We start from the raw sequence: 25,519 nt of genomic DNA on the forward strand, positions 1-25,519 counted from the left end.
GCCCGTCAGAGGCCGGCGAGGAAGTCCAGGGCGATCGCCCAGGCCCGCCCGGCCGCCTCGGCGTCGTGGTCGGGCAGGCCGGGGTCGGTGAACAGGTGGCCCGCGCCCGGGTAGCGGAAGACCTCGACGTCCGCCCCGGCCCGGCGCATGCCGAGGTACCAGGCGTTCAGCCAGTCGGCGGGCTCGTAGGTGTCGGGGTCGGCGACGTGCAGTTGCACGGGCAGGTCGTCGGCGCTGACGCCGTCGGCCAGGTCGGACGTGCCGTGCATCAGCAGCAGCCCCCGGCAGCGCTCGTCGCCCAGGGCGAGGTTCTGCGCGATCGCCGCGCCGAGCGAGAAGCCCGCGTAGACCAGGCCGTCGGCCGACAGCGGGGCGGCGGCGGCCACGGCCCGCTTGAGCAACTCGTCGCGGCCCAGCTCCTCCTTGATCGCGAGCCCGTCCTCGGCGGTGTCGACCACCCGGCCGTCGTACAGATCGGGGACCCACACCTCGTGACCGGCCGCCCGCAGCCGGTCGGCCGCCTGGTGGACGGCGGGTCGCAGGCCGTACATCGAGTGCAAGAGCAGAACGCGCGCCATGTGCGCAGCTTAGCCAGTGCCCGGCGGTCCCAGCACCGGGTCAGGGCGTTGCCCAGGCGCGGAGCTTGTCCGGGTTCAGCACGGCCCAGATGTGCCTGATCCGATCGCCCGCCACGTCGAACGCCAGCACCGTCACGGTCACCCCGCCGAGCTGGACCGTCAGGCCCGGCCGGCCGTTGACCGTGCGCTCCAGGAACGTCAGGCCGGGCGCGGCGGGACGGCCGGCGAAGAAGCGGGCGACGGACCCGGCGCCCACGAGCGGGTACGGCACGGCGCTGACCAGGCCGCCGCCGTCGCCGGTCGCCGTGGCGGCGGGGTCGAGCAGGCCGATGAGCGCGTCGATGTCCTTGGCCTCCCACGCCTGCTTGAACGCCCTGACGACGCCGGTCTGCCGGTCCGCCGGCGCCGGACCGGGCCGGGCGGCCCGGACGCGGCGACGGGCCGAGGTGGCGAGCTGGCGGCAGGCCGCCGGGGTGCGGCCGACGATCCCGGCGATGTCGGCGAACGGGTAGCGGAAGACGTCGTGCAGGACGAACGCGACGCGTTCGGCAGGGGTCATGGTGTCGAGCACGACGAGGAAGGCCATGTTGACCGACTCGTCGAGGGTGATCCGGTCGGCGGGGTCGGACGGTCCGCCGTTGCCCCATTCGGTGTGGTCGGGCAGCGGCTCGGGGATCCATTCGCCCACGTAGCGTTCGCGGCGGGCGCGGGCGGAGCCGAGCTGGTCGAGGCAGACGCGCCCGGCCACCGTGGTCAGCCAGGCTCCGGGGGAGCCGATGGCCGCCCGCTGTTCGCCGGTCATGGCGTACCAGCGGGCGTAGGTCTCCTGGACGACGTCCTCGGCGTCGGCGAGCGAGCCGAGCAGCCGATAGGCGAGGTTGATCAGGTGCCGCCGCTCGCTCAGGCCCGGCTCTGCTGTGGTGGTCATGGTGTTCCCGGCTTCCTTCGTGGTTCCGCTCTCACCCGGTCCGACGAGACGCCGTCGCGGAATGTGAGGGCTGAACCCTATGCCGGGCAGCCGGGTGGGTGGTCACCCGAGGTTCGTGACCGCCCCGGCTCCGGTGAGCAGCGTCTGGTACCAGGTGCTGTCCGGGTTGTCGGTCGCGGGGTAGTTGGCCAGCGGATCGGTCGCCTGGCCCGCCGAGTTGAAGCCCCAGCCGCGCACCAGGCGTCCCGCCTGCCGGGCCGCGGTGATGAACGCCGACTCGCCGGCCGGAGCGGCGTAGAACAGCGCGCCCTGCTGCAGCTCGGCACTGTCGCCCTTCTGGAACTCGGTGAAGGCGACCTGCTCGTAACGGATGCGGTCGCCGGTGCGCCGGTCGGTGTCCACGCGCAGCGTCTGGGCGGGCGTCGCGCCGTCGGCCCCGGTCCACACCCGTACGCGGGCGGTGCCGCTGGTCGAGGTGGTCTTGTCGTAGCGGGCGTCGGCGGTCTTGGCGTTGCCGCTCCAGGTCACCGACCGCGCGGCGGTGTCGAGCGCGCCGTCCCACTGCCAGTTCTGGGTGTTGCTCTGGCTGCGGTGGATCTCGCGCAGCCGGGTGCCCGCCGCATCGGTGAAGCGGACCGTCGGCAGGACGCCGTTGTCGTACTGGCGGCTGGCCGACCAGGTGATCTCGCCGTCATCGGCCAGGCGGCCCACCCGGTACCACAGCGTGTCCGCGTTCTCGGACTGGTGCACCTCGACCAGGTCGCCGGCGTCGTTCAGCGTGACGGCCGGGGTCACGCCGGTGTCGTAGCGGCCGTGGCGCAGCCAGGTCACGCGGCCGTCGGAGCCGTACACGCCGGACCAGTACCACAGGTCGCCCGAGCCCGACTCGTGCACCTCCACGACCTGGCCGCGGCCGTTGATCGCGACGGCCGGGTCGTAGCCGGAGTCGCGCCGGTACTGGGCGCGGGTCTCGCCGTTGCCGGACAGCACGGTGAGCACCCGGCCGCGCAACTCGTCCACCGTCGGAGGGGTCGCCGGGTAGCCGGCGGCCGGGTACAGCCGGGTGCCGAAGGTGGAGACGAGCTCCTGGTTGAGCGCGGCCAGGTTGCCCGCGGCGTAGGAGGTGTTGTCGGTCAGGTCGTCCTTGATGTCGAGGGCGACGACGACGGGCGCGGCGGCGGGGTTGCGGGCCGACCAGGCGTCGATGGCGCCGAGCCAGTCGCGCAGCAGGTTCGAGGCGGGGTTGCCGGCGTGGTCGACCTGGTCGCCGGGGGAGTTGTGGCCGACGGCGTAGTCGCGCGCGGTGGCGTAGCCGTTGTCGTGCACGTCCAGCTCGACGAAGCGCACACCCTGGTCGAGCTGGTGGGTGATCGAGCTCCTGGCGCCGTCGATGTCGCCCGAGTAGCTGTTGTGCGTGGCGCGGAAGACCGCCGAGGGTAACGGCGGGCTCGCCGAGGCGTCCGCGGAGCCGCTGACCAGCAGCGCGGACGTCACGACGGCGAGGACGGACAGGATGGTTCCGGTACGGGGCATCGCCTGTTCCTCACGCTAGGGGATCTTCTCAGACAACACGATCAAGGACCGGCCGCCAACCCCCCGGGCGCGGGGCGGGGACGCCCATTGACAGGCGGGCGGCGGCGTCCTTACGGTGAAGGCTCGTACGATGCCGTGAACGTTCACGGCTCGGCCCGGACGGGCCGACTCCGCCGCCTCTGGGAGCTGTTCAACGTGTCTTCCCGCTCCACCGCAGCCGACCGGCTGTCGTCCTTCGAACCGGGCGAAGGACGGCTCGCGCCGCGCGCCACCGCGACGAGCGACGCCCGCGTGCTGGACCTCGACGGCGACTGGCGCTTCCACCTCGCCCCCTCCCTGCGCGGCCGGACCGTCGGCTTCGAGCAGCCCGGCTTCGACGACACGAGCTGGGAACACCTGCCGGTGCCCGGCTGCTGGCAGATGGAGGGCCTGCGCTCGCCGGACGGCGAACTGCTCCCCGCGGCGCAGGCCCGGTTCGGGCGGCCCGCGTACACGAACGTCGTGTACCCGTTCCCGCTGGACCCGCCGCATCCGCCCGACGAGAACCCGACCGGCGAGTACCGCACCGCCTTCGAGCTCGACCGCGCCGGGGCCCGCTGGGTGCTGCGCTTCGACGGGGTCGACTCGCACTTCACCGTCTGGCTCAACGGCGTCGAGCTGGGCTGGGGCACCGGCAGCAGGCTGGCCACCGAGTTCGACGCCACCGGGGCGCTGCGCGAGGGCGTCAACGTGCTCGCCGTGCGCGTGCACCAGTGGTCGGCCGCGAGCTACCTCGAAGACCAGGACATGTGGTGGGTCTCCGGGATCTTCCGCTCCGTACGCCTGATCGAACGGCCGCCGGGCTCCGTCGGCGACCACTTCGTGCACGCCGGCTACGACCACCTGACCGGCGAGGGCGTCCTGCGGGTGGACTGCGACGTGCCCGCCCTGGTGGACCTCCCCGAGCTGGGCGTCGTCGGGCTGCCGGCGGGGGAGACCCGCCGCATCCCCGGTGTCGAGCCGTGGACCGCCGAGACGCCCCGCCGCTACACCGGCGTCCTGCGCGCAGGCGGCGAGACGGTCGAACTGCGCGCCGGCTTCCGCACCGTCCGGGTGAGCGACGGCCTGATCACCGTCAACGGAGCCCCCATCCGCCTGCGCGGCGTCAACCGGCACGAGTGGCACCCGCGCACCGGGCGCACCCTCGACGAGGCCACGATGCTGGCCGACGTGCTGCTCATGAAGCGGCACAACATCAACGCCGTGCGCACCAGCCACTACCCGCCCGACTCCCGCTTCCTCGACCTGTGCGACGAGTACGGCCTGTGGGTCGTGGACGAATGCGACCTGGAGACGCACGGTTTCGGTCAGGCCGGCTGGAAGAACAACCCGTCCGCCGACGAACGCTGGCGCGCGGCCTACCTCGACCGCATGCGCCGCACCGTCGAACGGGACAAGAACCACCCCAGCATCATCATGTGGTCACTCGGCAACGAGGCGGGCACCGGCGACAACCTGCGCGCGATGGCCGAGTGGGCCCGCGAGCGCGACGGCGACCGCCTCATCCACTACGAGGGCGACTACGACAGCCCGTACGTGGACGTCTACAGCCGCATGTACGCCCACGTCGACGAGATGGAGCTGATCGGCAAGGGCGCGGAGGGCCGCACCGCCGACGCCGCCGCCGACGCGCACCGCCGCGCCCTGCCGATGATCCTGTGCGAGTACGCGCACGCGATGGGCAACGGGCCGGGCGGCCTGGCCGACTACGAAGCCCTCTTCGAGCGTTACCCGCGCCTGCACGGCGGGTTCGTGTGGGAGTGGATCGACCACGGCATCGACCAGCCCGCCCCCGGCGCGGGGACCTGCCACGCCTACGGCGGCGACTTCGGCGAGCCGGTGCACGACGGCAACTTCGTCATCGACGGCCTGGTCCTGCCCGACCGCACCCCGTCGCCCGGCCTGCTGGAGTACCAGGCGGTGATCGCCCCGATCATCCTGGCCGTACAGGAGCGGGACGGACGGCTCGCGGTGCGCGTGCGCAACCGCCACGACCACATCGACACCTCCGGCGTGGCCTTCGAGTGGCAGGTGGACGACGACGGCGACCGCCTCGACGCAGGCGCCTTCGCGGTCCCGGCGATCGGGCCCCGCGCGGAGGCCGTCGTGGACCTGCCCGAGGCCGTCATCGGCGCGGCGGCGGGCGCGCGGGCCGGCGAGGTCGTCCTGACCGTCCGGGCGCTGTGGGCCGGGGAGCGCGACGGCGTCCCGGCGGGACACGAGATCTCCTTCACCCAGCACGTCCTGGCCGCCGCGCCGGAGCCCTCGCCGGGCGGCAGGGGACGGGGGCCGGAGGCGTCGCCCGGCGGAGGGTGGCGGCTGGGCGCGGCCCGGTTCGACCCCGATGGGCGGCTCGTCGCGCTCGGCGACCTGGAGATCGTGCCGCCCGAGGTGGACCTGTGGCGCGCGCCGACCGACAACGACCGCGGCGGGCGGGGCCAGGCCGGCGTCTGGCAGGAGCTCGGGCTCGACCGGCTGCGCCACCGCACCGTCTGCGCCGGTCCGGACGGCGACGCGCTGGTGACCGAGACGGTCAGCATGGCGGCCGGCAGCGACGCCGGCATGCACGCCCGCATGACGTGGCGGGCCGTCGCGGACGGCGGCCTCGAACTCCGCCTCGACCTGCGGCCGACCGGCCAGTGGGACACCGGCCTCGCCCCCGGCCCCGGCAGGGCGGCCAGTGTCGCCCGGCTGGGCCTGCGGCTCGGCCTGCCCGGCGGGGACGCCCTGCTCGACTGGTACGGCCTGGGCCCCGGCGAGTCCTACGCCGACAGCGACCAGGCCGTCCGCCTGGGCCGCCACCGTGCCGGCGTCGCCGACCTGCAGACGCCGTACGTGCGCCCGCAGGAGAACGGCAACCGGCGCGCGGTCCGCTGGGCGCGGCTCACCTGGCCCGGCGGCGACGGCCTGCGCGTCGAGGCCCCGGCCGGGGTCGATCTGACGCTGCGGCCGTGGACCAGCCACGCGCTGGCCGCCGCCGCGCACGCGTGCGACCTGGAGGCCGACGGGCGGTTGTGGCTCAACCTCGACCTCGCCCAGTACGGCCTCGGCACGGCCTCGTGCGGCCCCGACACGTTCCCGGCCCACCGGCTGTACCCGCACGCCGCCTCCCTGGTGGTGCGCCTGACGCCCATGACGGCCTGATCCGCGCCGCCCGCCGGGCCCCGGCCCGGCGGGCGCTCACGGCGGGCGCTCACGGCGGGCGCACACCTTCAGCTCCCAGCCGTGCCGCCACGCCCGCTCGTCCACCGCGGACAGCGGCCCGCCGGGGATGTCGCCGGCGTTGTTGACCAGGATGTCCGGCACGGGCACGGTGGCGGCGAACCGGCCGAGGCCGTCGCCCTGCCGCAGGTCCACCGGGTGCCCGCCGGCCTCGACGCCGTGCTCGGCCCGCAGCCGGGCGGCCGGCTCGTCCAGCTCAGGCCCGCTGCGGCCGTGCGGCGGGGCGCTCCGGACGCGGAAGGCCGGAGCCCCGGAAGGGACCCCGGCCGACCGTCACCGAGCGGTGATCACTTGTCGGAACGCTCGGTGACCCTGATCGCGTTGACCACCGGCTTGCCCGCGCTCGCGACGAAGCGCACGTTGAGCTGGCCGTCGGTCACCTCGGTGGTGAAGGTCCGCGTGTGCGCGGCGTACGTGCCCACCTTGAGCACGATGTCGAGGTTGGGCAGCACCTCGACGTCCTCGACCAGGACGTCGAAGACCCGCTTGTTCTCCTTGATCGACTCGACCTCGGCGAAGCCCAGCTCGACGGTGTAGGTGCCGTTCGGCACGTTGTCGAAGCGGTACTCGTACATGCCCTGCCGGTTGGTGCGGTACGCCGTCTGGTTGTCGGTGCCCGCGATGGTCCGGCCGGTGGACCTGGTGGAGGCGTTGCCGAGGTAGCCCACCCCGCCGGTCGTGGTGTAGGCGCGGTCCTGGTACCAGGTGTCGCCGTCGGCGTCCACGCTGGGGCTGTTCGAGGCCGTGTCGATGGCGGCCTGGTAGGCCGGGACGACGACCTTGACCGGGATGCTGATCGCCGGCGTCCTGCCGCTCTGCGAGGCGACCACCAGCGTCGTCTGCAGGACCGTGCCCCGCTCGGCGGCGGAGGTGTCGATCCCGAAGCTCAGCGTGGCGGTGCCGCCGGTGGGCAGGCTGCCGGTGGCCGGGCTGACGGTGAGCCACGGGGTGGTGCCCGTGACGCTGTAGCCGGTGTCCAGGCCGGTGTTGCTCAGCTTCAGCGTCCTGGTCCTGGTCTGCGCGACGGGGACGACCGCCTCCAGGCCGTCCAGCGAGGCCGCCACCGCGCCGGTGCGCAGCGCGGCCGAGACCTCGCCCACTCCCGCGCCCTCCAGGGTGACCGTCCTGGCGGCGCTCTCGTACTGCTGCGCCGCCAGTTCGACCTGGTACTCGCCGGCCGGGTACTGGGCGGAGTAGGTGCCGTCGGCGGCGGTGGTGGCGGTGCCGACGACCGTCTCGCCGGACTTCACGCTCACCGTGGCGCCCGCGACCGCCTCGCCGTCGTTGGCGTCGGTGACCGTGCCGTACAGGATGCCGGTCTTGGTGGGCTTGAAGTCGATGCTGAGCCCCTCGGACAGGGCGGCCTTGTTCAGCGAGTACTGGAAGGCGACGGTGCCGGTGTGGTTCTCGATGCCGATCGTGGCCTCCGCGCCGGTCTCGCGGGGGGTGGCGGTGTCGACGTCCTTGTAGCGGTAGCCGATCGAGCCGTCCTCGCCGATCAGGATCTCGAAGGAGAGCCGGGCCGTGCGGGGGGTGTAGAAGGCCACGTCGCGGTACTCCACCACGAACGTCCGGTGCGGGCTGACGCCGGTGACCCCGGTGTAGATCGCCGCGTCCTCGTCGAGGTAGAGGTCGTCCCACAGGGCGTAGAGTGCGGCGTTGGGCACCGCGGTGGCGGGGATGGCGACGTTGCTGTTGGACAGCGAGGTGCCGTTGAAGACGACGCCGCCGTTCACGCCGATCCGCCCGGACGTGTACGGCGTCCCGTACAGGTTGAAGGTGAACGGCAGGGTGAAGGTGGCGGTGGTGCTGTCGCCGGTCAGCGTGACCTGGTCGGTGCCCGCCACCCAGGGCTCCTCGCCCGCCGCGCAGGTGTAGCCGTAGGAGTCGATCCGGTCGGGCAGGTCGACGTCGGCGGTGAGGTCGCCGGTGACCGAGATCGGCTTGGCCGCGTCCGAGGCGCAGTTGTCGGGCGAGGCGGCCCGCAACTCGTAGTCGCCCACCGGCAGGGTCAGGGTGTAGGCGCCCTTGTCGTCGGTGGTCGCGGTGACCGGGGTGCCCGGCACCGTGACGGCCGCGCCGGACGCCGTCCCGGCCCGGCTCCTGACGGTGCCGCTCACCTTGCCGTTGGCGGCGGCCGTCAGCGCGGCGTCCTTGGTGACCGTCTGGTCCTGCAGGACGGTCGCGCTCGCCGTCGCCTTCTCGTAGCCGAACTTGGTGATCGTGATCGTGTAGTCGCCGACGGACAGGTTCTTGACCTCGTAGGAGCCGTCGGCGCCGGAGGCGACCGTGCGCTTGATCGGGCCCTCGACGGTCAGGCTCGCGCCGGCCAGCGGCTCGCCGCCCGAGGTGATCGTGCCGGACAGGATCCCGGTCGGGCCGTGCGGCGCCTGGGAGACGGCCGCGTAGGCGTCGAGCTTGCCCTGACCGAAGACGTTGTTGTCGGCGGCCGTGCCGCCGCAGGTGACGTTGTCGGTGTCGCGTGCGGTCTGGTCGAGCAGCGCTCGCGTCGCGGCCAGGTCGCCGCGCAGCGCGGGCGAGTAGGACCACAGCAGCGCCACGGTGGCGGAGGTGTGCGGGGCCGCCATGGAGGTGCCGGTCTTGGTGCCGTAGCCGCCGCCCGGCAGGCTGGAGCGCACGTTCACCGCCGGGGCGGAGACGTCCGGCTTGATGTCGCCGTCGATGCCGGGCCCGCGCGAGCCGTTGGTGTAGACGTTGCCAGCGCTGTCAAAGCCGCCGCTCGCGTAACTCTGCAGGTAGACGCCGGGGCTTCCCGCGGTGCCGCAGGAAGGCCCCGCGTTGCCGATGGAGAAGGACGGGAAGATCCCGGCGGCGATCCACGAGTCGACGATCTGCGTGTACCAGAGGTCCACGGCGTTCGCGCCCCAGGAGTTGTTCACCACGTCGGGGACGAGGTCGGGGCGCGGGTTCTGCCCGTCCGCGTCGGTGGGCGCGGCGATCCACTGGCCGGCGGCCAGCAGGTGCTCGCGGGCGCAACTGGTGCCGGCGCAGCCCTTGGCCGCGATCCACTTCGCGCCGGGCGCCACGCCGATCACCTCGGCGCCGTCCTCGCCGACCATGGTGCCCATGGTGTGGGTGCCGTGGCTGTTGTTGTCACACGGGACGCCGCCCGTGCACGAACCGGTGGGGTCGAAGAAGTTGTACGCGTGGCTGTAGGAGCCGTCCGCGTTCAGGCCCCGGTACTTCGACTTGACCGCCGGGTGGGTGTAGTCGACGCCGGTGTCGAGGTTGGCCACGACCACGCCCTCGCCCCGGACGCCCAGCTCGTCCCACACCTGGGGCGCGTTGACGGCCGCGATGTTCCACTCGACGGCGTTGACCGAGGGCTCGTCCTCGCCCGGCTCGGGGTCGTCGAGCAGCACCGCGTCGTCGGCCTCGATGGCGGCGACCTCGGGCAGTTCGGCGATCCGCTCCAGCGTCGCGGTGTCGCCGATGACCTTGACCATGTTGACGATCCAGTACGGCGCGTACTCCACCTGCGCCTGGTCGAGCAGCGCGAGCAGGTTGCGCTGCGAGCGCTCGGCCGTCTCCGTCTTGGCCTCGAACACGGCGGTGGCCTTGGCGACCTTGCCGGTGGCCTGCTCGGCCGAGATGAGGTTGGCCTGGTCCTTCAGCCTGACCCAGTAGACGGCCTTGTCGTCCTTGTCGAGTTGGTCGAGGACTTCGGCCTCCGTCTTCGCCGCCACGGCCTCGGGCGGGTCGTCGAGGGCCAGGGCCGGTCCGGCGGCCAGGGTCGTGACCAGGGGTAAGGTCACGGCCGCGAGCAGGGCGGCGATGGTGCTGCGCCACCGCCTGGTGCTGTGCTCCACAATGCTCCTTCGAGGGGGCTCGGGAATTCGATGATCAACATGGGGTGATAGATCATCTGACAGCGATAGTCAGCCAAGTCAGGTGGTGGATCAACGGCATTGTCGTGACGTATCGGCGACACGACGGCAATACGTCAGGCATATCGTTCCGCGAGTGTCCCCGGGAAAAGGGAGGTTCGTTTGTTAGGTACCTTCGGCCTTGACGACCTGGAGGAAGACGCCTATCTAGCCCTGCTCCGGCTGCCCGCGAGCGACGTGGGCGAGCTGGCCGAACGGCTCGGCCGCCCGGCGGGCGAACTCACCGCGGCGCTCGCCCGCCTGGTCGAGCGGGGCTACGTCCGGCGGGCCGGCGACCGGTTGCTCGCGGTGCGGCCGGACATCGCCTTCGGGCCGGGGCTGCTGCGCCGGCACGGGGAGATGCAGCGGGCGCAGACGTTCGTCGCCGCCCTCATGGAGGAGTACCGCGAGCGCGCCGCCCTGCGGGACGCGCACGAGGCGGTCGAGGTCGTGGTCGGGGCCGCCGAGGTCCTGGCCCGCTGGCAGGAGCTGCAGCGTACGGCGCAGCGCGAGGTCAAGACCCTGGTCAAGCAGCCGATCGTGCTCTCGGCCGAGAACCAGGCCCAGTTCGAGGCGATGGCCGCCGGCGTCGTCTACCGGACCGTCTACGAGCGGGTGCTGATCGACGCGCCGGGCGACCCGTTCCAGCTCGCCTGGTCGGCGGCCAACGGCGAGCTGATGCGGATCGCGCCGGACGTCCCCACCAAGCTGATGATCCTCGACGAGCGCGCGGCGTTCATCCCCTCGATGTCGTCCAGCACCGAACCGGCCGCGCTGGTGATCACCTCGGGCGCCCTGCTGGACGTGCTCAACTGGGTCTTCGAGACCGTGTGGGCGGGCGCGGTGCCCTTCCCGGCGAGCGAGACCACGCTCAGCCCCGACGACCAGCGGCTGTTGTCGCTCATCATCGCCGGGTACACCGACCTGGCGATCGGCAAGCAGTTCGGCCTCAGCCACCGCACGGTGCAGCGGCGGGTCAGCCAGCTCGTCCGCCTGGCCGGTGTGGAGACCCGGCTCCAGCTCATCTGGCACGCGGCCAAGCGGGACTGGCTCTGACGCCGCCGTGAGCGCGCGGCCGGTTCAGGCCGGTGCGGCGGTGACCGGGGCGGATGCCGCCGCACGACGGGCCGCCCGGTCGCTCACCCAGCCGAACAGCACGCCGAACGCCGTCCAGAAGACGAGCTGCGTGCCGATCGAGGCCAGCCTGAACTGCCACAGCAGGGTCGCCGGGAAGCCGTCGGGCACCTCGTCGATCGCCGGCAGCAACCACCAGGCGGCCAGCACCGGCACCAGGAAGGCGGCCACCGCCGACACCCAGCGAGCCCAGGGGCTCCCGGTGACGCGGCGGGCGGTCGCCACCGCGACGGCGGTCGCGGCCAGGCCGACCAGGATCATCACCACGTAGAGCAGGGTGCGGCCGTCGATGGTCTCGGGGTCGCCCACCGCCGGCGGATTGGCCGGATATTTCATGAACGGTACGAGAATGACGGCGGCGAACGCCGTCCCGGCCGCGGCCAGGGCGAGCGGCCCGTCGGACCGTGGCCCGACCCGCCCGCGCAGGCCCGCGAACACGAGCGCGAAGACGCCGCCGATGGCGAGCCCGTACAGGCCGGTGGCCAGGAAGAGCCCCGCCTTCTGCACCGGTCTGCTGACCGCGGCCTCGTCACCGTGGCTGTGCCCGGCCTCCTCCCCGGCGTGCTCTCCGGCGTGCTCCGGCGGCGCGGCCCGGGCGGCGGCCTCCTCCAGGGCGATGGCGTCGTCCACCCGCGGCTCACCGAGGACGAAGGCGAAGCCGCCCGCGACGAGTCCGGCCAGCAGGCCCGCGAGCAGGCCCCTGACCAGCAAGGTGCGAATCATCTCGGCCCCTCAGTGGCAGGGCACGCCGAGCAGGTGGCGCCCGTCGTGCATCAGCTCGTGCAGGAGTGTGCCCGTCTGGGAGACGGCGCCGTTGTCCATGAGGGGTCGATGGAGTGGACAGTCCACTCATGTCAGGCCTCCTCAGGGTGACGCGTCCCATGTAGCGAGGTCACGACGGCCCAAGCGACCTGGCTCCCGGGGTCTCAGCCCCGGATACAGTGGCGCGTCCGCACCGGCATCTCACCGGATTTCCCTTGGACAACCGTGAAATCTCCCGGAACGTATCCCTTTCCCGTCGTACGCGTCAATGCGCCCCGTGCCTCTTGCCTGAAGATCCGCATATGAGACGATGCCGGACGAAGGCGACGGCGGAACGAGGAAGCCGGTGTGAATCCGGCGCGGTCCCGCCACTGTGATCGGTGAGCGATCCCCGACGAAGGCCACTGCCCCCTTTCGGGCGGGAAGGCCGGGGTGAGCGTCGACCCGAGAGCCAGGAGACTCACGCGGTCGCCTCCTCGAAGAAATTGGGGCGGATCTCCCCAAGAGAGGACGGTGGACGTCATGCCGGATGTGCCGGTGTGCGCTCTCTCCTGTCGCCCGGCGTTCGGGCGTTCTCCGGCGATCCCGCCCTGCCGCGCCGGTCAGGAAAGGCCCCGCCGATGATGAGACGACGCCCGTACCCCCTCCTGGCCCTGGCCTTGGCGCTGCTCGCCGGCTGCGGCGCGAACGCCGGCCCGCCCGCGCCGCCCGCCGCTTCCGCCGCCGCGGGTTTCCCGGTGACGGTGACGAACTGCGGGGTGACCACCACGTACGAGCGGCCGCCCCGGCGGGCCGTCACGATGAACCAGCACGTGACCGAGATCATGCTGGCACTGGGCCTGGAGCGGTCGATGGCCGGCACCGCCTACCTCGACGACCGCATCTCCCCGCAGTACGAGGCGGCCTACCGGGGCGTCAAGGTGCTCGCCGGGGAGTACCCGTCCTACGAGGCGCTGCTGGCGGCCGAACCGGACTTCGTCTACGGCGGCTGGGGCAGCGCCTTCGAGCAGGGCCGCAGCCGCGACGCCCTGGCCGAGGCCGGCATCGGCTCCTTCCTCAACCAGGAGGACTGCGCCACCGGCCCGGTGACCATGGACCTGCTGGAGCGGGAACTGCGCACGATCGGCCGGATCTTCGGCGCGGCCGAGCGCGCCGAGCGGCTCGTCACGCAGGCGCGCGGCGTGCTGGCGGACGTCAGGACGAAGATCGGCGCGGCCACGCCGGTCAAGGTGTTCGTCTACGACAGCGGCGACAAGGCCGCCTTCACCGCCGGCGGCAACGGGATCGGCAACGACATGATCACCCGGGCGGGCGGCGTGAACCTCTTCGCCGACCTGGACAAGGCGTACGGCGACGTCTCCTTCGAGCAGGTGGCCGACCGCGCCCCCGAGGCGATCGTCATCTACGACTACGGCGACCAGAGCGTGGCGGACAAGAAGCGGTTCCTGCTGGCCAACCCCGCGCTCAAGGACGTGCCCGCCATCAGGGACGAGCGCTTCGCGGTGCTGCCGCTGTCGTCCACGGTGCTCGGCGTGCGGGTGCCGGAGGCGGTCGCGTCGCTGGCCCGGCAGTTGCACCCGGACAGCTTCAAGTGAGCGCCAGGACGCCGGGCGCGCGCCTGCCGTACCCGGTGGTGCTGACCCTGCTCGCGGCGGCGCTCGGCGCGGCGGCGACGGCCGGGATCGGGGCCGGTTCCGTCGCGCTGGCGGCCGGCGACGTGTGGGGGATCGTGGCGCACCGCGTCGTGCCCGCGCTGGTGGAGCCGACCTGGCCGCGGGTGAGGGAGACGATCGTGATGGACGTGCGGGCGCCGCGCGTGCTGCTGTGCGGCGTCGCCGGGGCCGGGCTGTCGGTGTGCGGGATGGCGTTGCAGGCGCTGGTGCGCAACCCGCTGGCCGATCCGATGCTGCTGGGCGTCTCGTCGGGGGCGAGTGTGGGGGCCGTGCTCGTCCTGGTGCTGAACGTCTCGCTGTTCGGCGCGTTCTCGCTGCCGCTGGCCGCCTTCGCCGGGGCGCTGGCGGCGCTGTGCCTGGTCTACTCCCTGGCCCGCTCCGGCGGGCGGATGACCACCGTCCGGCTGGTCCTGGCCGGGGTGGCGACCGCCGAGGTGCTCTCGGCGATCGCCGGCTACCTCATCGTCACCTCCGGCGACCCGCGCAAGGCCGAGTCGGCGATGCGCTGGATGCTGGGCGGCTTCGGCGGCACCACCTGGGACCTGGTGCCGATCCCGGCGGCGGCCGTGCTGCTCGGCACGGTGGCGCTGCTCGGCGTCTCCCGGCCGCTGAACCTGCTGCTGGCGGGGGAGGAGGCCGCCGCCTCCATGGGGCTGAACGTGCACCGGTTCCGCGCCTGGCTGTTCGTGCTCGTCGCCCTGGTGATCGGCGCGGTCGTCGCGGTGAGCGGCGCCATCGGGTTCGTCGGGCTGATGCTGCCGCACGTCGTGCGGCTGCTGGCCGGGGCCGACCACCGCCGGGCGCTCCCGGCCGCGGCGCTGCTCGGCGCGGCCTTCCTCATCACGGCCGACCTGGCCGCCCGGACCCTGATCGCGCCCGAGGAGATCCCGGTCGGCATCCTGACCGCGCTCGTCGGCGGGCCGTTCTTCCTGTGGCTGATGCGGCGCAAGGCGGCCCGATGACCCCCGCAGAGCTGCTGATCGAGGACGTGCGGGTGGTCGCGGCTGGCCGCGACCTGGTGCTCGACGCCCGGCTGCGTGTCTCGCCCGGTGAGGTCGTGGCGCTGGCCGGCCCGAACGGCGCCGGCAAGTCGACGCTGCTGCGCACCCTCTACCGAGCCCGCCGCCCCACGTCCGGCCGGGTGCTGCTGGACGGCGAGGACGTCTGGCGGATGGGCGGCAGGCGGCTCGCGCGCCGGCTGGCGGCCGTCCCGCAGGAGCCGCCGGGAGACTTCGAGCTCACCGTGTACGAGGTCGCGGCCATGGGCCGCAGCCCGTACAAACGGGCCTTCCAGGGCGACGACGCCGGCGACCGGGAGATCATCATGGCCGCGCTGGAGGCCCTCGGCGTCAGCGCGCTGGCGCGGGCGCCGTTCGACCGGCTGTCGGGAGGGGAGAAACAGCGCGTGCTGATCGCCCGCGCCCTGGCGCAGCGCACCGGCACGCTGGTGCTCGACGAGCCGACCAACCACCTCGACCTGCGCCACCAGCTCGACGCGCTGCGGCTGGTCCGGGAGCTGGGCGTGACCGCCGTGATCGCCCTGCACGACCTCAACCTCGCCGCCGCCTTCTGCGACCGGATCTGCGTCATGGACGCCGGCCGCGTCGTCGCCGACGGCCCGCCCGCCCAGGTGCTCACCCCGGCCCTGCTCGCCGAGGTCTACCAGGTGGACGCCGAGCTGACCGTCCACCCGCGCACGGGGCTGCCGCAGCTCAGCGTGCTGCCCGGCCCCGCCGGGCGAACCGCCGCACGCGCGAGCCACGATCCACTCCGCCCGCCCGGCCCTGGCGGGCGAACCGCCGCGAGCCACGATCCGCTCGGCCCGAGCGGTCCCGGCGGGAGAAGCGCGCCATGAGCGAATCACGGGCCGCTCCGCCCGGCCCCGGCGGGAGGGCCGGCTCGTGAGCGGGTTGCGGGTCGCTGCGCCCGCGTCCGTCGCCGAAGCCCTGGCCGGCATCGCCGGCATCGCCGGCGTCGGGCCGTTCTTCGCGGTCACCGTCGGCGCGGCGGACGGCCGCTGGCGTCCCGTCGCCCACGCCTACGCCGACGGCATGGCGCACCTGGTGGCAGCCCGCGCCGCCCGCTACGGGACGAGCGAGCCGCGCATCGCCGCCTCCATCGTGCAACTCGGGCACGCCGCCCGCCTGTGGGCGCTCGTGCTCGGTTGCGCCGCCGCCCACGGCGTCGTCCCGGACCTCGGTGACCTGCACCAGGAGAGCGGGGGCGGCGCGCTGCGGCTGCCCGAGCCGCGCGGCCTGGTCGCGCCCGGCCTCGACGACCTCGCGCCGCTCCTGTACCGCACGGTCATGGCCGAGCACCTCGCGCCGCTGGCCGCCGGCCTGCGGGTCAAGGTCGCCCCCGGGCTGCTGCACGGCAACGCCGCCTCCGCGCTGGCCGAGGCCGCCCGGGACCTGGCCGGGGCGCGTCCCGGCCTGCGCGTCCCCGTCTCCGGGCTCGCGCGGCGGCTGCTCGGCCTCGGCGACCTCCGCGGCCGGGGCGACTTCACCGGCCCCGGCCTGACCTTTCGGCGCAGAACCTGCTGCCTGTACCACCGGGTTCCCGGCGCTGCGCGGTGCGGCGACTGCTGGTTCGGCCGGGCATCCCGGCCGGGACGCCCGGAGCCGTCACCGACCGTCGCTACCCTGGACGTGGATCACCGTGCCTGACGGGGGAGGTGACGATGGCGCCGCGCCCGCCTGATGAGATCGCGCCGGCCGTCGCCGACGTCGGCGCCATCGGCGGCTATTTCGAGCTGGCTCAGGGGGAGCCGGCCGATGCCGGCTGGCGTCCGCTCCAGGACCTGCTCACCGGCCGGAGCACGCTGGCGGCGAAGATCGACGAGGTGGCCCGCGCGCTCGGCACCCGGGAGCGCAGGGTCGCCGCCTCCATCATGTTCCAGGGCCTGGCCGCCCGCCTGTGGTCCCCGCCCGTCGGCCTGGCCGCCGTCCACGGCCTGCTGGCCGACCTCGGGCCGCGGGAACTGCGCTGGCTGCCCGCTCCCAGCGGCCCCCTGCCGCTGCGCGCCGCCCGCCTGACGGGCGAGCACGTGCGCGCGCCCGGTCAGGCCGCCGCGTTCCTCCACCGCCAAGTGGTCACCGAGCAGCTCGAACCGCTCGCCACGACCGTCGCCGGTCTCGTCGAGCTTGCGCCCGGCCTGCTGTGGGGCAACGCCGCCTCGGCCCTGGCCGGAGCCGTCCAGGCCGTGGCGCGGGCACGTCCGGGCGCGGCCGATGCGGCCGTGACGCTGGGCCGCGAGCTGCTGGCGATCGGCCGGTTGCGCGGGACCGGCGAACTCGCCGAGCCCGTCCCCGGCCGGCCGTTCTTCGTCCGGCGCAGTTGCTGCCTGTTCTACCGGGTGCCCGGCGGCGGCAAGTGCGGCGACTGCGCCCTGCTGTCCGGCCGGGAGCGCCGCGAGCAGTGGGCGCGGGCCACGGAGGAGAGCGGCGGCGTCGCCTGAGCGCCGCCGCCGGGGAGCCGGACGCGAGGGGCGCGACACCGCTCTCAACACGAGATGTTGGGTGTGACTTTTCGATCGGCCCTATATATGGTGTCCCCTGCAGCCGGTTCGGTCGCCCCTCCAGGGTGGCCGAGGCAAGAGGGAACCCGGTGGGAATCCGGGACTGCCCCGCAGCGGTAAGTGGGAACGACCGCCGTCAGGCGCACTGGGCCAAGGGCCTGGGAAGCGACGGCCATTAGGCGAACAGAGCTCGACGCCCACGAGTCCGAAGACCTGCCGGCCGCGCCGTACACGATCATGCGTGTGCGGCTGCTCCGAGGCCGCGCGGGACGGCCGACGGCACCGGGCGCGAGGGCTGTGCGGTCCCCGCCGGAGCCTCCTGCGCGTGCTCTCGGAACCTGACCGAGTTCACGAGGGGAGAGCGCAGTGACGGTCATCGGGGAACCGGCCACAGACCTGGCCGGGACGACGCCGGCGGACGGCGGAGGGCAGGAGCCGCGGCGCGTCCGGATGCGGGTGCGCAAGCGCAACGGCACGGCCGAGCCGGTCGACGTCAACAAGATCGTCCGGGCGGTGGGGCGCTGGGCGGACGACCTGACCGACATCGACCCGATGCGGGTGGCCACCAAGACGATCAACGGCCTGTACGACGGCGCCACCACCGCCGAGCTGGACCGCCTGTCGATCCAGACCGCCGCCGAGATGATCGGCGAGGAGCCGCAGTACTCGCGCCTGGCCGCGCGGCTGCTGGCGGGCTACATCGACAAGGAGGTCCGCGGCCAGGGCGTGGCCTCCTTCAGCCAGGCGATCCGGCTGGGCCACGCCGAGGGGCTCGTCGGCGACGAGACCGCCGACTTCGTCCGGGCCAACGCCCGCAAGCTGGACGACGCCGTCGACGCCGCCGCGGACCTGCGGTTCGAGTACTTCGGGCTGCGTACCGTCTACGACCGCTACCTGCTGCGGCACCCGTCCACCCGGCTGGTGGTGGAGACGCCGCAGTACTGGCTGCTGCGGGTGGCGTGCGGGCTGGCCGAGACGCCCGCCGAGGCCATCGGGTTCTACCGGCTGATGTCGTCGCTGGCCTACCTGCCGAGCTCGCCGACGCTGTTCAACTCCGGCACCCGGCACACCCAGATGTCCTCCTGCTACCTGGTCGACTCGCCCCGCGACGAGATCGGCTCCATCTACGAGCGCTATGCCCAGGTGGCCCAGCTCTCCAAGTTCGCCGGGGGGATCGGCATCTCCTGGTCGCGGGTGCGCTCGCGCGGCGCGCTGATCCGCGGCACCAACGGCCACTCCAACGGCATCGTCCCGTGGCTGCGCACCCTCGACGCCTCCGTGGCCGCCGTCAACCAGGGCGGCCGGCGCAAGGGCGCCGCCTGCGTCTACCTGGAGCCCTGGCACCCGGACGTCGAGGAGTTCCTCGAACTGCGCGACAACACCGGCGAGGACGCCCGCCGCACCCACAACCTCAACCTGGCCAACTGGATCCCCGACGAGTTCATGCGCCGCGTCGAGGCGGACGGCATGTGGTCGCTGTTCGACCCCGACGAGGTCCCGGAACTGCCCGACCTGTGGGGCGAGGCGTTCGACGCGGCGTACCGCGCCGCCGAGCGGGCCGGACGGCACACCCGGCAGGTCAGAGCCCGCGACCTGTACGCCAGGATGATGCGCACCCTCGCCCAGACCGGCAACGGCTGGATGACGTTCAAGGACGCCGCCAACCGGCTGTGCAACCAGGCCGCCGAACCCGGCAACGTGGTGCACCTGTCCAACCTGTGCACCGAGATCATCGAGGTGTCCGGCGACGCCGAGACCGCCGTCTGCAACCTCGGCTCGGTCAACCTCGCCGCCCACGTGGCCGGCGGCGGCATCGACTGGGAGCGGCTGCGGGCCACCGTGCGCACCGCCGTCACGTTCCTGGACCGCGTGATCGACATCAACTACTACCCGAGCGAGCAGGCGGCGGCCAGCAACCCGCGCTGGCGGCCGGTCGGGCTGGGCGTGATGGGCCTGCAGGACGTGTTCTTCGCGCTGCGCCTGCCGTTCGACTCGCCCGAGGCCAAGGAGCTGTCCACCCGCATCGCCGAGGAGATCTACCTGTCGGCGCTGGAGACCTCCGCCGCCCTCGCCGAACGCTCCGGCGCCCACCCCGCCTACGACCAGACGTGGGCGGCCCGCGGCAGGCTCCAGCACGATCTGTGGGACGTGAGCGGCACCCAGACCGAGCGCTGGGACGCGGTGCGCGAGCGGATCGCCGCCCACGGCCTGCGCAACTCGCTGCTGGTCGCGATCGCGCCCACCGCCACCATCGCCTCGATCGCCGGCGCGTACGAGTGCATCGAGCCGCAGGTGTCCAACCTCTTCAAGCGCGAGACCCTCAGCGGCGAGTTCCTCCAGGTCAACAACGCGCTGGTGGCCGAGCTGAAGGCGCGCGGGCTGTGGACCGAGCGGGTCAGGGCCGCCATCAGGCAGGCGGAGGGCTCGGTGCAGGGCATCGCCGAACTGCCCGAGGACGTGCGCCGGCTGTTCCGCACCGCCTGGGAACTGCCGCAGCGCGCGCTGATCGACATGGCCGCCGCCCGCTCGCCGTACATCGACCAGAGCCAGTCGCTCAACCTCTTCATGAGCGCCCCGACGATCGACAAGCTCTCCTCGATGTACCTGTACGCCTGGAAGTCCGGCCTGAAGACCACCTACTACCTGCGCTCCCGCCCGGCCACCCGCATCCAGCAGGCCACCGTCCCCCTCGCGAACCAGTCCGAGGAAGCCCTCGCCTGCTCGCTGGAGAACCCCGAGTCCTGCGAGGCCTGCCAGTGAGCGCGCCCGAGATTTCCGAGGAGAACCTGATGTTGCTCGACCCCGGCATGAGCCTGACCCTGCGCCCCATGCGCTACCCGCTCTTCTTCGACCGCTACCGCGACGCGATCAAGAACACCTGGACCGTCGAGGAGGTGGACCTGCACTCCGACCTCAAGGACCTGGCCAAGCTGTCGGACGCCGAACGTCACCTGGTCGGCCGCCTGGTCGCCTTCTTCGCCACCGGCGACACGATCGTCGCCAACAACCTCGTGCTCAACCTCTACCAGCACGTCAACGCCCCCGAGGCGCGCCTGTACCTGTCGCGGCAGCTCTTCGAGGAAGCCGTGCACGTGCAGTTCTACCTGAACCTGCTCGACACGTACGTCCCGGACGAGCAGGAGCGCTTCGCGGCGTTCGCCGCGGTGGAGAACATCCCCTCCATCCGCCGCAAGGCGGACTTCTGCTTCCGCTGGATCGACTCCATCGACGACCTGCGGCGGCTGGAGACCCGCGACGAGCGGCGCGCCTTCCTGCTCAACCTGATCTGCTTCGCCGCCTGCATCGAAGGGCTGTTCTTCTACGGCGCCTTCGCCTACGTCTACTTCCTGCGCTCGCGCGGCCTGCTGAACGGGCTCGCCTCGGGCACCAACTGGGTCTTCCGCGACGAGTCCATGCACATGGCCTTCGCCTTCGACGTGGTCGGCGTGGTGCGCCAGGAGGAGCCGGACCTCTTTGACGAGGACCTGGCCAACCAGGTCAAGGAGATGCTGGCCGAGGCGGTGGACTGCGAGGCCCAGTTCGCCGAGGACCTGCTCGGGCAGGGCGTGCCGGGCCTGTCGATCGCGGACATGCGCTCCTACCTGGAGCACGTGGCCGACCGGCGGCTGGCCCAGCTCGACATCGAGCCGCTCTACGGGTCGAAGAACCCGTTCGCGTTCATGGAGTTGCAGGACGTCCAGGAGCTGTCGAACTTCTTCGAGCGGCGGGTGTCGGCGTACCAGGTGGGGGTGACCGGCTCGGTCAGCTTCGACGCCGACTTCTGAGCCGCAGGGTGGGACGGGCCGGGCAAAGGCCCCCAGACCCGCCCTTGGCCTTACCCGACGACGAACTGCGGTAGTGCCTGCTGCGGGTGATGCGTCCACCGCCCGCGTGCCGTCCCGCTCCGACTCGGTCGAGGCGGGACGGCCAGGCCCGCGCGCCCACGCGTTCCATCCAGCACGTCCATCGACATCGGGGAGGGCTCACCATGCCTCACATCACCACCCGCGACAACACGAAGATCTTCTTCTACGACTGGGGCAGCGGCTCGCCGGTCCTGTTCATCCACGGCTGGCCGCTGAACGCCGACGCCTGGCACGACCAGATGAAGGCCGTCGTGGACGCGGGCTTCCGCGCCATCGCGCACGACCGGCGCGGCCACGGCCGCTCCGACCAGCCCTGGGACGGCTACGACTTCGACACCTTCGCCGACGACCTCAACGACCTCATCAACAAGCTCGACCTGCGTGACGTCACGCTGGTGGCGCACTCGATGGGCGGCGGCGAACTGGCCCGCTACATCGGCCGGCACGGCACCTCCCGGATCAGCAAGGCGGTGCTGCTGTCCGCCGTCCCGCCGCTCATGCTCAAGACCGCCGACAACCCCGAGGGCACCCCGAAGGAGGTGTTCGACAAGATCAAGGCGGGCATCCTGGCCGAGCGCTCGCAGTTCTGGCGCGACAGCGCCAACGGCTTCTTCGGCGCCAACCGGCCGGGCAACAAGGTGACGCAGGGCAACAAGGACGCCTTCTGGCTGATGGCCATGTCCGAGAACATCCAGGCGGGCGTGGCCTGCGTGGACGCCTTCTCCGCCACGGACTTCACGCAGGACCTGCGCAAGTTCGACATCCCCACGCTGATCGTGCACGGCGACGACGACCAGGTGGTGCCGATCGCGGCCTCCGCCGACAAGTCCTCCAAGATCATCCCGAACTGTGTGTACAAGGTGTACCAGGGCGGCTCGCACGGCATCGCGCTCGTCCCCGGCTCCAAGGAGAAGTTCAACACCGACCTGCTGGAGTTCCTGCGCGGCTGACCGCCGGCCGCTGCCGAAGGCCGGGCATGCGGGACGGGGCCGCGCCGCCCCTACCCGCTGCCCGGCGAGGCGTGGGGCGGGTAGGAGAACTCCTGCACCCCGGCGAACGTCTGCGGCCCGGTGATCCGGTAGTCGTGGGCGGCCTCGCTCTCCAGGTGCTGGGGGCCCACGTCGAGGGTGCCGGTGATCGACCAGACGCCGTCGATCCGCTGCTTGACGACGTACCGGAACTCGTTGAAGTCCTGGCCGGACGAGACGAACGTGTTGACCACGGTCAACGAGGTCCGGCCCGCGCTCAGCGACGGCGGGAGGTCCACGCTCTGGTCCTGCCACCGGTGCGTGTGCTGCATGGGCAGCGGTCTCCAGGCGCCCGCGGGTGCTCCGTCGACCGTGATCGCGGCGTGCTGCATGCCGATGCCGGCGTCGAGGCGGCGGATCAGCCGCACTCCGGTGTTGGCCGGATCGACGGTCACGGTGAACCGGCTCGAACCGCCGGGGCCGAACGCGCGGCCGTCGTCCACCAGGGCGCGGCCGGGCGGCTCGGCGCCGGTCTGGCTCTGACGCGGCATCCGCGCGCCGACCAGCACGCCGAGCGCGGTGGCGGCGGCCAGCGAGGCGGTGATGGCGACCGCGTACGCCTTCCGCGACCGGCCCCACCCGCCGTCTCCCTCACTCCCGGTCTGGTACCTGCTCCCGTACTCGTCCCCGTGCCGGTTCCTGCCTTGCGGGCCGTCCGCGACAGCTCCGGCCGTTCGCGCGAGCACGGCCGGCGTCGCCAGCCACGCCACCACCCCGGCCGCCTCCGGCTGTGCCGAGGCGGCGCTCGGGGGGACCGGCTGGCCTGCCAAGGTGGGCGCTTCCGGCTGGGCCGTCGGGCTGACCGCTTCGGGATGGGCTGCCGGGCCGGGTGGCACTGGCTGGGCCGTCACGGCGAGGGGGAGTGGTGGGGGTGCCACGGGGATGGTGTCCGGCTGGGCCGGGGCGATGCCGGCGTGGTCGGCGGCCGTGGCCGGAGCGATCGTGGCCGAGGTGGTCGGCGGTGGTGCCGAGGTGGTCGCGGGCGTGACGGCCGCCGGCGCTGGTGCCGGGACGGCCTGCATGACGGGTGCTGGTGCTGGTGCCTGGTTCGGTGGGGCGGTGGTCGGCTGGGTCGGCGCGGGGCCCTGTGCCGGGATCACCGGCTGGGCCGGTACCTGGTCGTGTGTCGGGGCCGGTGTTCGGTCGTGCGTCGGGGGCGGTGCCTGGTCGTGCGTCGAGGGCGGTGCGGCCTGGGGTGGGAAGGCCATGGCCAGGGCGTTCATCTGGGCTTGCGCCTGGGCCTGAGCCTGGGCGGCCAGGGCCGCGAGCCGGGCGACCCGCACCCGTTCCCACGCGTGCTCCCACTCAGGAAGCCGATGCTCGGGGACGCGGCACCCCCGCAGGAACGCCACCATCACCGCCTTCTTCGGGAAGCGCCGGCCCGCCAGCATGTCGGCGCAGGTGGCGCGGGGCAGCCGGGTGCCGCCCGCCTTGTCGGCGCGGGCCTGCAACTCCCGCAGCGACACGTCGGCCCGGACGAACTGCTCCGCCAGCAGCCACACCAGCTCTTCGTGCCGGGTCACCGAATCGAGCCCGGGGCGGCGCTCCGCCTCGATGGCTTCGAGGGCCTCGACGTCCGTAACTCCTCGCAGTTCCATGCTCATCGCGCCAGAGCCTGCCTCTCCCGACCGGGGCCGTCCGCCCGTACCGCGCCTGTCGTGATGCACAGTGTAGGAGCGATGACTTTGCGTGAGCGAAGGGTTTTCCGCCGGTGGGGTCTCCCCGCCCCCGCGCTGGGAGACCCCCGGGGGAAGACGTCGTACGCGAAGGCCGGTCCCGGCCCTGAGGCCGACCCTACGGCGGGCGGGCTTCATGGCCGCTTCGTCGTGCTGTCACGCGGGGAACGGGTTGGTGTCCGGGCGGGAAAGTCAGGCGAGCGAGTCGATCCACCGCTCCAGGCGGCGGCCCTCCGTCTCCAGGAGCGCGGGGTCGCGGAAGGTGTTGGTCAGCAGCGCGGCCCCCTGGTACGCGGCGAACAGCGCGACCGCCAGTTCCCTGGCGTCCTCTCGTCCCGTGGCGGCGAACTGGCCCTCGATCCAGTCGAGCAGCCGTCCCATGACCTTGGCGAGGGAGCGGTCGAGCCCGTCGTCGCGCTTGTCGAGTTCGGCGGCGAGGGTGCCGGTCGGGCAGCCGTGCCTGGCGGTCAGGTCGCGCTGCTCCGTCCATCCCCTGATCAGCGCCTTGAGGCGGTCGTGCGGCGTGCCGAGCCGTTCGAACGACTCCAGCATGGAGTCCAGGTGGCGGCCGTGCTCCTCGATGGCCGCCTCGATGAGCTGGTCCTTGGTCTTGAAGTAGTAGTAGACGTTGCCCACCGGCACGTCGGCCGCGCGGGCGATGTCGGCGAGGGTGGTCTTCTCCGCCCCCTGCTCGTGCAGCACTCGCACGGCGGCTCCGGCCAGCCGTTCCCGCTTCCCCGCCCGAGTTGAGTCAGTCACCTGACTAACTATAGACAGCTCCGCCCGGTAAGCGCTATGGTCCCGGAACTAAGTCAGTCAACTAACTAAATCCGTTCGGGAGGAAATCATGATCGTCGTCACGGGAGCGACCGGGAACGTCGGCAGCGAGGTGGTCCGGCTGCTGGATGCCGCGGGGGAGCGGGTGACCGCCGCCTCACGGCGGCCCGCGCCGGTGCCGGAAGGCGTCCGGCACCGGGTCGCCGACCTGGACGACCCGCCGAGCCTGACGGCGGCCTTCGACGGGGCCGACGCGTTGTTCCTGCTCGTCGCCGGGCACGAGCCGCGCGCCGTCCTGGAGGCGGCCGTGGCGGGCGGGGTCCGGCGCGTGGTGCTGCTCTCCTCGCAGGGCGCGGGGACCCGGCCGGCCTCGTACGCGCATCCGGTCGCCTTCGAAGAGGCCGTGCGCGGATCGGGGCTGGACTGGACGATCCTGCGGCCGGGCGGCTTCGCCTCCAACACGATGGCATGGGCCGGGACGATCCGCGAGCACCGCACGGCCGCCGCGCCCTTCGCCGACGTCGCCCTCCCGGTCATCGACCCGGCCGACATCGCCGAGGTCGCCGCCCTGGTGCTGCGCCAGGACGGTCACGCCGGGCGTACGTACGAGCTCACCGGACCGGAGGCGGTCACCCCGCGCGAACGCGCCGCGACGATCGGCGCTGCCCTGGGCGCGGAGGTGAGCTTCACCGAGCAGAGCCGGCAGGAGGCGCGGGCGCAGATGGTGCGGTTCATGCCGGAGCAGGTCGCCGACGGCACCCTGGACATCCTCGGCACGCCCACCACCGCCGAGCGGCGCGTCAGCCCCGACGCCGAACGCCTCCTCGGCCGCGCCCCCCGCACCTTCGCCGACTGGACGGCCCGCAACACGGCGGCCTTCCAATGACATCCACCACCCC

Annotated in this window: 20 protein-coding genes and 3 riboswitches; of the genes, 11 read left to right on the forward strand and 9 right to left on the reverse strand. The window is 72.9% G+C overall.

The features are described 5' to 3' along the window. Nucleotides 1-5 precede the first annotated feature (5 nt). The 3 genes from FAF44_RS38650 to FAF44_RS38660 form a co-directional block, all read right to left on the reverse strand. Nucleotides 6-578: a dienelactone hydrolase family protein gene (locus FAF44_RS38650; RefSeq protein ID WP_237108331.1), complete on the reverse strand. Its 573-nt coding sequence runs from the start codon at nt 576-578 to the stop codon at nt 6-8. A 40-nt stretch (nt 579-618) separates the two neighbouring features. Then, nucleotides 619-1,506 (reverse strand): RNA polymerase sigma factor SigJ, encoded by an 888-nt coding sequence (gene sigJ / locus FAF44_RS38655; protein ID WP_237108332.1) that lies wholly within the window; start codon nt 1,504-1,506, stop codon nt 619-621. A 102-nt stretch (nt 1,507-1,608) separates the two neighbouring features. Then, complete coding sequence (locus FAF44_RS38660) at nt 1,609-3,039, reverse strand: hypothetical protein (protein WP_237108333.1); 1,431 nt, start codon at nt 3,037-3,039, stop codon at nt 1,609-1,611. A 195-nt stretch (nt 3,040-3,234) separates the two neighbouring features. Here FAF44_RS38660 and FAF44_RS38665 point away from each other — a divergent pair, with 195 nt between their 5' ends. Further along, nucleotides 3,235-6,222 carry a glycoside hydrolase family 2 TIM barrel-domain containing protein gene (locus tag FAF44_RS38665; protein WP_237108334.1) on the forward strand — a complete coding sequence of 996 codons (2,988 nt, stop codon included), beginning with the start codon at nt 3,235-3,237 and terminating at the stop codon, nt 6,220-6,222. A 36-nt stretch (nt 6,223-6,258) separates the two neighbouring features. Here FAF44_RS38665 and FAF44_RS38670 read toward each other — a convergent pair whose 3' ends face one another. Both FAF44_RS38670 and FAF44_RS38675 read right to left on the reverse strand, forming a co-directional pair. Next, a complete protein-coding gene (locus tag FAF44_RS38670; RefSeq protein ID WP_237108335.1) occupies nt 6,259-6,435 on the reverse strand; it encodes a hypothetical protein in 177 nt (58 codons plus the stop codon). A gap of 152 nt (nt 6,436-6,587) precedes the next feature. After that, nucleotides 6,588-10,130 carry a S8 family serine peptidase gene (locus tag FAF44_RS38675; protein WP_237108336.1) on the reverse strand — a complete coding sequence of 1,181 codons (3,543 nt, stop codon included), beginning with the start codon at nt 10,128-10,130 and terminating at the stop codon, nt 6,588-6,590. A 180-nt stretch (nt 10,131-10,310) separates the two neighbouring features. On the opposite strand from FAF44_RS38675, the gene FAF44_RS38680 reads away from it, so the two are divergent. After that, nucleotides 10,311-11,243 (forward strand): helix-turn-helix domain-containing protein, encoded by a 933-nt coding sequence (locus tag FAF44_RS38680; RefSeq protein ID WP_237108337.1) that lies wholly within the window; start codon nt 10,311-10,313, stop codon nt 11,241-11,243. A gap of 24 nt (nt 11,244-11,267) precedes the next feature. Here FAF44_RS38680 and FAF44_RS38685 read toward each other — a convergent pair whose 3' ends face one another. Together FAF44_RS38685 and FAF44_RS38690 are read right to left on the reverse strand one after the other, a co-directional pair. Beyond that, nucleotides 11,268-12,044: a CbtA family protein gene (locus tag FAF44_RS38685; protein WP_237108338.1), complete on the reverse strand. Its 777-nt coding sequence runs from the start codon at nt 12,042-12,044 to the stop codon at nt 11,268-11,270. 9 nt (nt 12,045-12,053) lie between these two features. Beyond that, nucleotides 12,054-12,143, reverse strand: a complete 90-nt coding sequence (locus tag FAF44_RS38690; RefSeq protein ID WP_237108339.1) for a CbtB-domain containing protein — start codon at nt 12,141-12,143, stop codon at nt 12,054-12,056. Nucleotides 12,144-12,208: 65 nt separating this feature from the next. Next, nucleotides 12,209-12,337: riboswitch (cobalamin riboswitch) on the reverse strand. A 37-nt stretch (nt 12,338-12,374) separates the two neighbouring features. Beyond that, nucleotides 12,375-12,571: riboswitch (cobalamin riboswitch) on the forward strand. 132 nt (nt 12,572-12,703) lie between these two features. Here FAF44_RS38690 and FAF44_RS38695 point away from each other — a divergent pair. The 8 genes from FAF44_RS38695 to FAF44_RS38730 all read left to right on the forward strand — a co-directional run bounded on the left by FAF44_RS38695 (nt 12,704) and on the right by FAF44_RS38730 (nt 22,089). After that, nucleotides 12,704-13,678, forward strand: a complete 975-nt coding sequence (locus FAF44_RS38695; protein ID WP_237108340.1) for an ABC transporter substrate-binding protein — start codon at nt 12,704-12,706, stop codon at nt 13,676-13,678. Next, nucleotides 13,675-14,718 carry an iron ABC transporter permease gene (locus FAF44_RS38700; RefSeq protein ID WP_237108341.1) on the forward strand — a complete coding sequence of 348 codons (1,044 nt, stop codon included), beginning with the start codon at nt 13,675-13,677 and terminating at the stop codon, nt 14,716-14,718. The genes FAF44_RS38695 and FAF44_RS38700 overlap by 4 nt, the downstream gene beginning before the upstream one ends. Beyond that, nucleotides 14,715-15,611 carry an ABC transporter ATP-binding protein gene (locus FAF44_RS38705; RefSeq protein ID WP_237108342.1) on the forward strand — a complete coding sequence of 299 codons (897 nt, stop codon included), beginning with the start codon at nt 14,715-14,717 and terminating at the stop codon, nt 15,609-15,611. The genes FAF44_RS38700 and FAF44_RS38705 overlap by 4 nt, the downstream gene beginning before the upstream one ends. Nucleotides 15,612-15,657: 46 nt before the next feature. Further along, on the forward strand, nt 15,658-16,422 hold the full coding sequence (locus tag FAF44_RS38710) for a (2Fe-2S)-binding protein (RefSeq protein WP_237108343.1): 765 nt from the start codon (nt 15,658-15,660) through the stop codon (nt 16,420-16,422). Between the two features lie 14 nt (nt 16,423-16,436). Beyond that, on the forward strand, nt 16,437-17,213 hold the full coding sequence (locus FAF44_RS38715) for a (2Fe-2S)-binding protein (protein ID WP_237108344.1): 777 nt from the start codon (nt 16,437-16,439) through the stop codon (nt 17,211-17,213). Nucleotides 17,214-17,300: 87 nt separating this feature from the next. Beyond that, nucleotides 17,301-17,509: riboswitch (cobalamin riboswitch) on the forward strand. Between the two features lie 130 nt (nt 17,510-17,639). Next, complete coding sequence (locus FAF44_RS38720) at nt 17,640-20,033, forward strand: ribonucleoside-diphosphate reductase subunit alpha (RefSeq protein WP_237108345.1); 2,394 nt, start codon at nt 17,640-17,642, stop codon at nt 20,031-20,033. Nucleotides 20,034-20,062: 29 nt separating this feature from the next. After that, nucleotides 20,063-21,058: a ribonucleotide-diphosphate reductase subunit beta gene (locus tag FAF44_RS38725; RefSeq protein WP_237108346.1), complete on the forward strand. Its 996-nt coding sequence runs from the start codon at nt 20,063-20,065 to the stop codon at nt 21,056-21,058. A gap of 203 nt (nt 21,059-21,261) precedes the next feature. Beyond that, the gene (locus FAF44_RS38730) at nt 21,262-22,089 is read left to right on the forward strand and encodes an alpha/beta fold hydrolase (RefSeq protein WP_237108347.1); all 828 of its coding nucleotides are present in this window, start codon (nt 21,262-21,264) and stop codon (nt 22,087-22,089) included. A gap of 50 nt (nt 22,090-22,139) precedes the next feature. On the opposite strand, the gene FAF44_RS38735 is transcribed toward FAF44_RS38730, so the two are convergent. Together FAF44_RS38735 and FAF44_RS38740 are read right to left on the reverse strand one after the other, a co-directional pair. Then, complete coding sequence (locus FAF44_RS38735) at nt 22,140-23,771, reverse strand: hypothetical protein (RefSeq protein WP_237108348.1); 1,632 nt, start codon at nt 23,769-23,771, stop codon at nt 22,140-22,142. 264 nt (nt 23,772-24,035) lie between these two features. After that, nucleotides 24,036-24,602 carry a TetR/AcrR family transcriptional regulator gene (locus FAF44_RS38740; RefSeq protein WP_237108349.1) on the reverse strand — a complete coding sequence of 189 codons (567 nt, stop codon included), beginning with the start codon at nt 24,600-24,602 and terminating at the stop codon, nt 24,036-24,038. Nucleotides 24,603-24,690: 88 nt separating this feature from the next. Between FAF44_RS38740 and FAF44_RS38745 the strand changes: the two genes are divergently transcribed. Further along, complete coding sequence (locus FAF44_RS38745; RefSeq protein ID WP_237108350.1) at nt 24,691-25,506, forward strand: NAD(P)H-binding protein; 816 nt, start codon at nt 24,691-24,693, stop codon at nt 25,504-25,506. Nucleotides 25,507-25,519: the final 13 nt, after the last annotated feature.

This window comes from Nonomuraea sp. MG754425, from assembly GCF_021699195.1.
Classification (GTDB): domain Bacteria; phylum Actinomycetota; class Actinomycetes; order Streptosporangiales; family Streptosporangiaceae; genus Nonomuraea.

What these genes read in the sequence shown, in the direction of transcription:
- FAF44_RS38660 (WP_237108333.1), bottom strand. Translation starts at nt 3,039, where the DNA reads ATGCCCCGTACCGGAACCATCCTGTCCGTCCTCGCCGTCGTGACGTCC.
- FAF44_RS38730 (WP_237108347.1), top strand. Translation starts at nt 21,262, where the DNA reads ATGCCTCACATCACCACCCGCGACAACACGAAGATCTTCTTCTACGAC.
- sigJ (WP_237108332.1), bottom strand. Translation starts at nt 1,506, where the DNA reads ATGACCACCACAGCAGAGCCGGGCCTGAGCGAGCGGCGGCACCTGATC.
- FAF44_RS38695 (WP_237108340.1), top strand. Translation starts at nt 12,704, where the DNA reads ATGATGAGACGACGCCCGTACCCCCTCCTGGCCCTGGCCTTGGCGCTG.
- FAF44_RS38650 (WP_237108331.1), bottom strand. Translation starts at nt 578, where the DNA reads ATGGCGCGCGTTCTGCTCTTGCACTCGATGTACGGCCTGCGACCCGCC.
- FAF44_RS38690 (WP_237108339.1), bottom strand. Translation starts at nt 12,143, where the DNA reads ATGGACAACGGCGCCGTCTCCCAGACGGGCACACTCCTGCACGAGCTG.
- FAF44_RS38745 (WP_237108350.1), top strand. Translation starts at nt 24,691, where the DNA reads ATGATCGTCGTCACGGGAGCGACCGGGAACGTCGGCAGCGAGGTGGTC.
- FAF44_RS38735 (WP_237108348.1), bottom strand. Translation starts at nt 23,771, where the DNA reads ATGAGCATGGAACTGCGAGGAGTTACGGACGTCGAGGCCCTCGAAGCC.
- FAF44_RS38715 (WP_237108344.1), top strand. Translation starts at nt 16,437, where the DNA reads ATGGCGCCGCGCCCGCCTGATGAGATCGCGCCGGCCGTCGCCGACGTC.
- FAF44_RS38705 (WP_237108342.1), top strand. Translation starts at nt 14,715, where the DNA reads ATGACCCCCGCAGAGCTGCTGATCGAGGACGTGCGGGTGGTCGCGGCT.
- FAF44_RS38725 (WP_237108346.1), top strand. Translation starts at nt 20,063, where the DNA reads ATGTTGCTCGACCCCGGCATGAGCCTGACCCTGCGCCCCATGCGCTAC.
- FAF44_RS38685 (WP_237108338.1), bottom strand. Translation starts at nt 12,044, where the DNA reads ATGATTCGCACCTTGCTGGTCAGGGGCCTGCTCGCGGGCCTGCTGGCC.